This is a genomic window from Xanthomonas cannabis pv. cannabis, assembly GCF_000802365.1.
Taxonomy (GTDB): Bacteria; Pseudomonadota; Gammaproteobacteria; order Xanthomonadales; family Xanthomonadaceae; genus Xanthomonas; species Xanthomonas cannabis.
The window spans coordinates 1-7,231 of sequence record NZ_JSZE01000150.1; the positions used below are offsets into that span (position 1 = coordinate 1).

Consider the following 7,231-nt stretch of genomic DNA (forward strand, 5'->3'; position numbering starts at 1 on the left):
CACCTTCCCCCGCAGGCGGGAGAAGGGAAAGATCATCAGCGCTGCAGTGGACGTATCACTTTACCCCCCGCACCTAGCCCTGCACCTAGCCCCTCCCTTCTCCCGCCTGCGGGAGAAGGTGGCGCGAAGCGCCGGATGAGGGGCACTCCGGATGAAGCCGGCCAATTGGGCGCAGCCTTCGCGCGGCCGCGACGTCAGGCCCATGATGCTCTGCATCCCTTTCCTGTCGCGCCTGCCATGAAACTGCTCAGTCACCTGTTCCGTGCCGGTCACTTCGTGATCCTGGCGTTCTTCGTGCTGTGCGCGGCGGGCCTGGTGACCATGGCCGGGCTGGAGTTGTGGCATGGCTTTACCCCCGGCGGCGACATGGTGGTGCGCGACCGCTTCAATGTCGTGCTGGAAGCGGTCGGCCTGCTGACGGTCGCGCTGGTGACGCTGGAACTGGGGCAGACCATCTTCGAAGAAGAGATCCTGCGCGACGTCAAGGTCAGCGGGCCCACGCGCGTACGGCGTTACCTGTCGCGTTTCTTCGTGGTGATCGTGATCGCGCTGGCAATCGAGACGCTGGTGTCCATCTTCGAGCTGATGCACGCCGACCCGGCCAAGCTGCCATACGCCGCAGCGGTTGGCTCATGCGCGGCCTTGCTGCTCATCGCGTGGGGCGTGTTCGTCAAACTCAATCGCAGCGCCGAAGAACTGGAACCGGAGGCGATGGAAGAGACCAAGCGCGAGGATCGCGAAGTGCAGGAGTAAGCGCGGCTGCCGATCGTCGCGGGCGGTCGCCAGAAGTTCCGGCATTGCCGGCGCTTCTCAGGAGGCCGCGCAGTCGTTTAGTTCGCCGCTCGTCGCCCGGTCATTCGGCGGCCGACGGCAGCGGCGGTACCGACGTCGGCTTGCCGTCGGCATCCAGCGCAATCATCACGAAGTGCCCGCGCGTACACAGTTCGCGTGCGCCGCTGAGCAGGTCTTCGGCGATCAGTTCCACTTCCACCTTGATCGAGCTACGCCCCACCGACACCACGCGCGCGATGGTTTCCACCATCTGGCCCTGGCGGATGGGCAACTTGAAATCCACCTGGTCCGAGCGCGCGGTCACCACTGCGCGCCGCGCATAGCGCGAGGCCGCCAGGAATGCGGCCTTGTCCATCCACGCCAGTGCCTGGCCACCGAACAGCGTGCCCATGTGGTTGGTGTGGTTGGGGAACACGATCTCGGCCATGCGCGCTTCGATCGGCGGGTGGGTCTGCGAGCTGTCTGACATGGTGATGATCCGTTGGGGAAAGCGCTGGTGGCCGACGCCGTGCGTGCCGCTGCGATCGCAGCAGCAGTGACGCTGGAAGGCAGGCCGCTGGACGCAGCGGCGTGCGCGGGAGCGTAGTGAGGTGCTTGCTGACGGGAATGCGGCGTCCTGGAGCAGGTGCGACTGAGCGGGCCATGTCTGGATGCAGAAGCGTGCCATCTGCTGGATATCGATGGCGCGCTGCTTGGCGGTATCGGTAAGTCCTCGCGCCAGGGCCGCTCCTACGAAGCGTCGGTGCGTACTCGTGACCATTCACGCCATCGCTGCCTGGCCGTTCCTACGAAGACGTTGGTGCGTACGGCGACCGGCGCGGACCTGGCCGCTCCTCCGGGGAAGCACCGCCATTGCGCATGCGGGCGCTCGGACCTACCGATGATTCAGAGGCTGGTCCTGACCGCAGTTTCCACCTGCGCCGGCGACTGGAAGCCAGGCAGGCGCGCCACCTCACTGCCATCGCGGTACAACGCCAGGGTCGGCGTCTGGCGCAGGCCCAGGTCGCGGAAGAATTCCTCGCCCACCACTTCCAGCTTGACCTTCAGCAAGGCCACGCCACTGGCGGCTTCGCTGTTGGCGAACTTGTCCAGCGACATGTCCAGCATCCGGCAGCCGGGGCAATTGTCCTTGTAGAAATCCACCAGCGCGCGCGGATGCGCGGCCAGGGTCTGGGTGTAGTGCTCAGGCGACGTGACGGTAATGGTCTGCATTGGGATCGTTCTTGCATTGGGCCAGAACCTCGTCGGTCCAGGCGGCGATGGCCTGCGCATCACGCTGGCCGTGAGGCATCTGTTCGATGGTCAAACGGGGAAACGGGCTGTCGAAGAAGTGCGCGATGCGATGCACCGCCCCGCAAAAATACTCTTCGCCCCACTGCGTTTCGCCGGTGCCGAACACAGCAACACGCGGCGGCTTGCCCAGCGTGTCGACCAGTTCGACGATGAAACGTTTCATCTCTGCTGGCGTACGGCCGCCGTTGCTGGTCCAGGTACCAAGCAGAAACAACTCGTACTGTTCGTGCGCATGCGGCACCTGGTCCAGCCGCTGCACATCGGTTTCCAACCATGTCACCGCATGCCCGGCCGCTTCGCAGCGCAGTGCAACACTGCGCGCGACATCACGCGTGTTACCGCTCAACGAGGCCAGGGCGAGCAGGATGTTCATGGGGCGGGGATTGGGGAGTCGGGATTAGGGATTCGCAAAGGCGGCAACTGGTACCTCATTGAAGGTCGTTAATCGATATGTCTTAGCGCAAATGCTGCTGTGACGAATCGCAAATCTCGAATGCCTAATCCCGGCGCTTCAACGAATCCCCAATCCCGAATCCCGGCTCCTCACAGATCGTCGAAGCCGTTATCCGAATTGGTCTTCTTGTACGAGGCATTGCGCATCTCGAAGAAGTCGGTCTTGGTCTCGGTGAAGTTGTCGGCGTAGGCCTTGATCCACGGCATCACGTTGTCGTTGGCGCCTTCGTACAGCTTCTCGATGCCGAGCATGCCGGCCATCTTGTTGGCGCGGTACTTCACGTAGCGGATCATCTCGTCGACGTCGATGCCGTCGATGCCGTCCAGCACTTCGGCGGTCCACACCGTTTCCAGGTCGATCGCGTGTTCGAAGGCCTTGTGCACGTAGTCGGTGAGCTCGTCGCCCTGCAATGCCTGGTTCTCGCCGATGATGGCGCGAATCAGTTCGCTGATGAACTTGGAATGCGCCAGCTCGTCGCGGTTGATGAAGCTGATGATCTTGCCGGTGCCGGTCATGCGGTTCTGGCGGACCAGATTGTAGAAATACGCAAAGCCGGAATAGAAGTTGATGCCTTCCAGGATCGAAGACTGGATCAGCGAACGGATCAGCGTTTCGGCCGTCTTCTCGCGCATGAAGTCTTCGTAGGCGCCCATGATCGGCGCGTTGCGCTTGATGATGGTCGGGTGCGTACGCGCGATTTCGAACACGCGGTTCTGGTCGGCCAGGCCGGTGATCGAGGCCAGCACGTAGCTATAGCTCTCGTTATGGATCACTTCCTGCTGGCCGATGATCGCGGCATTGGCATGCGCGGCCGGGTCGGTAATGTATTCGGCCACGTTGTAGATGAAACGCGTCTGCGGCGAATCCAGCGTGGCCAGCAAACCGATGATCGAATCGTAGGCATTTTTTTCGCGCGCCGACAGCTCGTTGTACTGGCGCGCATCGCCCTTCATGTCCACCTCGTCGGGGATCCAGAAGTTGGTCGACAGTTCCTTGTAGGCCCGATAGAAGGACGGGTACGGGATGTCGTTCCAGTTGAGGATGCCCGAGGTCTGACCGTTGATGATGCTAGTCGAACGGTTCGGGTGACGCGGCTCAAGAATTTTGATGCGTTCAAGCGGTGTTGCGGACATGGGTCTCTACTCGTGTTTCAGGCGTCGCGCGCGTGCAGCGGGACGACAGCAGCAATCATTCTGGAGGAAAGCCCCCTGAGTCAGGGGGCGCGCCGAAGGCGCGGGGTGTGGAAGCTGGTGAAGCAGGGTCCACGGTTCGCAAGGCGAACCGTGGAAGCGAAGCGCGAATGCGCTTAGCTACTGCACCACTCGCACTCACTGATATCGATATCGTTGGAGCGCACGTAATACGTGGTCTTCAAGCCTTCGCGCCAGGCGGTCATGTGCAGATCCAGCAACGTGCTCGCACGGATGGTGCTGGGCACGTAGAAGTTGAAGCTGATCGACTGGTCCACGTGGCGCTGGCGGCGCGCGTTCTGGCGCACGCTGGCGAACTGGTCGACCTTGTAGGCGCCCTTTTCGTAGTACGGCCAGGTCTCCAGCGACAGACCGGGCGCGGCGACCGGGCGACGGAAGTCCTTCTTTTCTTCGTAGTAGAACGCGCTGTAGATCGGGTCGATCGACGCAGTGGAACCCGCGATCTGCGCGGTGCTCATGTTCGGCGCAACCGCCAGCATCCACGCGTTACGCACGCCGTTGACCGCCACCTGCGCGGACAGCTCCAGCCACTGCGGGCTGTTGTAATCGCGCGCACGGAAGTACTCGCCGGTGTGCCAGTCGCTGCCGCGGAACACGCTGTAGGTGCCCTTTTCCTTGGCCAGCTCCATGCTCGCCTGGATGGTCAGGTAGTTGATGCGCTCGTACAGCTCGTCGCTGTAGTCCTCGGCTTCCTTGGCATTCCAGTGGATGGACTTCTGTGCCAGCAGGTGATGCCAACCGAAGGTGCCCAGGCCAATGGCACGGTACTTCTGGTTGGTAATGGTGGCCTGCGGCACGGGGAGCTGGTTCAGATCGATCACGTTGTCGAGCATGCGCACCTGGATCGGAATCAAGCGCTCCAGCACGTCGGCGCCCAGCAGATCGGCCTGGTCGGCCTGCACGGTGATCGCGCGGCCCAGGTTGATCGAGGACAGGTTGCACACGACGAAGTCGCCCGCCTTCTTGGTGGTGACGATCTGATTGCCGCTGATGATCTCCTGCATCATCCGCGTCGGGCTCATGTTCTGCAGGATCTCGGTGCACAGGTTGGACGAATAGACCATGCCCTCGTGCTTGTTCGGGTTCTTGCGATTGACTTCATCGCGGTAGAACATGAACGGGTTGCCGGTTTCCAGCTGGCTGACCATGATGCGCTTGAAGATGTCGATCGCCTTGACGGTCTTGCGCGTGATGCGCTCGTCGGCAACCACTTCCTCGTACTTGCGACGGAAGCTGCTGTTGGCGTCGCCCTTCTTCTCATCAAAGAAGTCCTGCAGGTACCAGCCCTTGATCCGCTTCACTTCGTGCGGGTCGAACAGGTACCAGTCACCGCGGCGCTCGACCGCTTCCATGAACAGGTCGGGGATGCACACCGAGGTGAACACGTCGTGCGCGCGCAGACGCTGGTCGCCATTGTTCAGGCGCAGGTCCAGGAACGCTTCGATGTCGCGGTGGAAGATGTCCAGGTAGACCGCGATGGCGCCCTTGCGCTGGCCCAGCTGGTCCACCGACACGGCGGTGTTGTTGAGCTGCTTGATCCACGGCACCACGCCGCCGGACGAGTTGGACACGCCGCGGATCGCCGAACCCGACGAACGCACATAGCCCAGGTAGGCGCCGACGCCGCCGCCGTGCTTGGACACGCGCGCCACGTCGGTGTTGGAGTCGTAGATGCCCTGCAGGCTGTCGTCGACGGTGTCGATGAAGCAGCTCGACAGCTGGCCGCCGACCTTGCCGGCATTGGCCAGCGTCGGCGTTGCCACCGTCATGTACAGGTTGGACAGCGCCCAGTAGGCCTCGCCCACCAGCTGCATGCGGCGCTCGCGGCTGCCCTTGCCGGTGCCGATCTCGTCCTGCATCAGGTACAGCGCAATGGTCAGCCAGCGCTCCTGCGGCAGCTCGAACACGCCGCGCGAGTTGTCGGTGGCCAGGTAACGGGTGGCCAGCAGATACAGGCCGTTATAGGCGAACAGCTTGTCGCGCTCGGGCTCGATCATCTTGCCGGCTTCGATCAGCTCGTCCTTGGAATAGCGACGCAGGATGTCGTTGGAATAGACATTGCGGTCGGCCAGGCTTTCCTGCAGGCCCACGAACGAGCCGTACTTCTGGCTGGCGTCGTAGAAGCGGTTGCGGCTGGCGCGCTTGTACAGCCGGCGCAGGTACAGACGCGCAGCGAAGTGCTCCCACTCCGGGGTGGTCAGATCGACGCGGGCTTCGGCCTCGCGGATCAGGTGGTCGACCAGGTCGTCGGCATTGACGCTGTCCTTGCGCTCGACAAAGCCGAACACCGAGCGCTTGTAGTCGGCCACGTCCAGCTGCGGGAACTCGGCATGGATCTGGTCGATGGCGCGCTCCAGGCGCTCCGGCTCGAACGGAATCTTGCGATTGCCCGCTTCCTTGGTGATCCAGGTGGAGACGTTTTGTTCTTCGATGGTCTGTGCGTGCATTGCAATGGCTTGGCGGGGAGGCGGCACGATGTCCGACGGGTCGGTCAATTCCGGCGCGCCACAGGCAGGCGCGGCGACACTGGCGGAGACGCTGGTGGGTGTTGCGGTACCGGCGGCGATCGCGGAAAGGGTGTCGTTGGTGGTCATGCGTCCTCCATGCGTAGGCACACGAACCCGCTCGGGGAGCGAGTTGCGGCCGGATCCGGACTCCCTGGACAGTGATGACGGTGCAGGGCGAGCGGCACGCAAGACAGACGTCTGCGGCGGCATCGACATCACCAGCCATCTCCTCACCGGAGATTCCACGGCCGCCACCGCGCGGTGTGCTGTCGCGTGGTGGTCGGTGGCGAAACAGCAGCGGCGCCACAAGACCACATCACCAAACCCAGGCCGAGGCCCGGATGGCTGTAGTCATGAGTACGACCGCGGCGGGGAGGCCCTCGACCGCGGCCCCGCCGCGATACGTGCTCCCACTGGTCCGGCCGCCTTGTGCGACCAACCACCGACTCCCCCAAGATAGTGGGGTACCCGGGAGGGGTCAACACCAAATGTGGGAAAAACCCGCAAACCCTTGTAGCGCAAAGAACTGTCTGACGAACGGTCGTCCCGGGCCGGCGAACCTGTCCAAGTGGACTGCGCAGTCAAGGCCCAAACCGGCTTTCTGCTGACTGGTCGGGTTCGGCTGGGACGACCGCCGCACGTCTCGATGCTGCAGCCGGTCACAGTGGGCCGCCACTGCCATGAAGGGGACTGCAGCAACGGCGCAGATGATCCGCTCTCCGCCTGATCTGCCGGTATTGAGCAATCAGATCAAGGCGCCGGCACGGTACGTCTCGCGGTCACTTGGCTGTCTTCACGCCTGGTCGAGGGCGCGGTGCCCTCACCGCTCGCGGGACACGCCGTTAACCCGTCCATGGGGGCTCGTTGGCGGCATCCATGCCGCCAACGGTCCCGCAATCGGTAAGGGCACCGCACCAGACAGTTGGCTGGTGGTTTGTTGAAGAGCGAAGAAACAGCGTCGCAAATTTATTGAT

General features: G+C 63.0%; 6 protein-coding genes. 1 reads left to right on the plus strand and 5 read right to left on the minus strand.

Features of this window, described 5'->3' with window-relative positions; all coding sequences use genetic code 11:
- Positions 1-237 precede the first annotated feature (237 nt).
- Entirely contained in the window at positions 238-753 is a 516-nt protein-coding gene (locus OZ10_RS18615; RefSeq protein ID WP_010369841.1) for a hypothetical protein, read from the plus strand.
- Positions 754-853: 100 nt separating this feature from the next.
- On the opposite strand, the gene OZ10_RS18620 is transcribed toward OZ10_RS18615, so the two are convergent.
- The 5 genes from OZ10_RS18620 to OZ10_RS18640 all read right to left on the minus strand — a co-directional run bounded on the left by OZ10_RS18620 (position 854) and on the right by OZ10_RS18640 (position 6,344).
- Entirely contained in the window at positions 854-1,261 is a 408-nt protein-coding gene (locus tag OZ10_RS18620) for an acyl-CoA thioesterase (protein WP_039406396.1), read from the minus strand.
- Positions 1,262-1,677: 416 nt separating this feature from the next.
- Positions 1,678-2,004, minus strand: coding sequence for a thioredoxin family protein (locus tag OZ10_RS18625; RefSeq protein ID WP_039406398.1), 327 nt, complete (start codon positions 2,002-2,004; stop codon positions 1,678-1,680).
- The gene (locus OZ10_RS18630) at positions 1,976-2,458 is read right to left on the minus strand and encodes a flavodoxin (protein WP_039406401.1); all 483 of its coding nucleotides are present in this window, start codon (positions 2,456-2,458) and stop codon (positions 1,976-1,978) included. The genes OZ10_RS18625 and OZ10_RS18630 overlap by 29 nt, the downstream gene beginning before the upstream one ends.
- Before the next feature lie 170 nt (positions 2,459-2,628).
- Entirely contained in the window at positions 2,629-3,672 is a 1,044-nt protein-coding gene (locus OZ10_RS18635; RefSeq protein WP_024712257.1) for a ribonucleotide-diphosphate reductase subunit beta, read from the minus strand.
- Positions 3,673-3,845: 173 nt separating this feature from the next.
- On the minus strand, positions 3,846-6,344 hold the full coding sequence (locus tag OZ10_RS18640; protein WP_039406407.1) for a ribonucleoside-diphosphate reductase subunit alpha: 2,499 nt from the start codon (positions 6,342-6,344) through the stop codon (positions 3,846-3,848).
- Positions 6,345-7,231 lie beyond the last annotated feature (887 nt).